At 36.9% G+C, this 540-nt stretch carries 1 protein-coding gene; it reads left to right on the top strand.

The features are described from left to right. A partial coding sequence (locus HC752_RS24375) for a hypothetical protein (protein WP_238930633.1) occupies window positions 1–423 on the top strand: 423 nt, incomplete at its 5' end. Between the last annotated feature and the right edge of the window lie 117 nt (window positions 424–540).

The following is a 540-nucleotide window of genomic DNA, read 5'->3' as shown; positions in this document are numbered from 1 at the left end:
GGCGTTATGTGCCTGATGGTGAGGGGGAAAATGAACTATCTTCCTAAAATATTTGCAACAAAATTTAGTTACTTTTCAAAAGTTTCTCCGATTGGAACCATGGGATATATGTTTGGTTCGATGATAGTGATACTAATGCTGGTTTTAGTTATTTCAGAATTGCATGTATTACTCGTAGCACCACTTTTCAGCGGATATATTTTATTTGTATTGGGCGTAATGTCAGCGAAGTTTTATTCGAGAAAGCCAGTTATTTTGACAGACCCAGTAGCCGTAAAGATTGCATCTACAGATATATCTAATAATATAGCTAAGGTAGGAAAATCATTGTTTGAACTGGTTTTTTTACTATTTTTTTATTTTATGCTATTTGGGGCTCTTCTATTCCTATTGGCTCCATTACTAGTGTTAAGTTTCACATAACAAAAGCTTCAAACCGACAAACAACGCGTGGCATTTTTGGTTTGCAGGGGTTTTAGTGTTTAAGGCGTAATGCAGCGGCTTGGTTAGTGCGTTGCTTGCGGTTTAAGCTGGCGTTAT

The organism is Vibrio sp. S9_S30, from assembly GCF_014694455.1.
Lineage (GTDB): Bacteria > Pseudomonadota > Gammaproteobacteria > Enterobacterales > Vibrionaceae > Vibrio.
The sequence above is the reverse complement of the archived record's forward strand: the minus strand, read 5'-3'. Positions and strand labels throughout refer to the sequence as shown.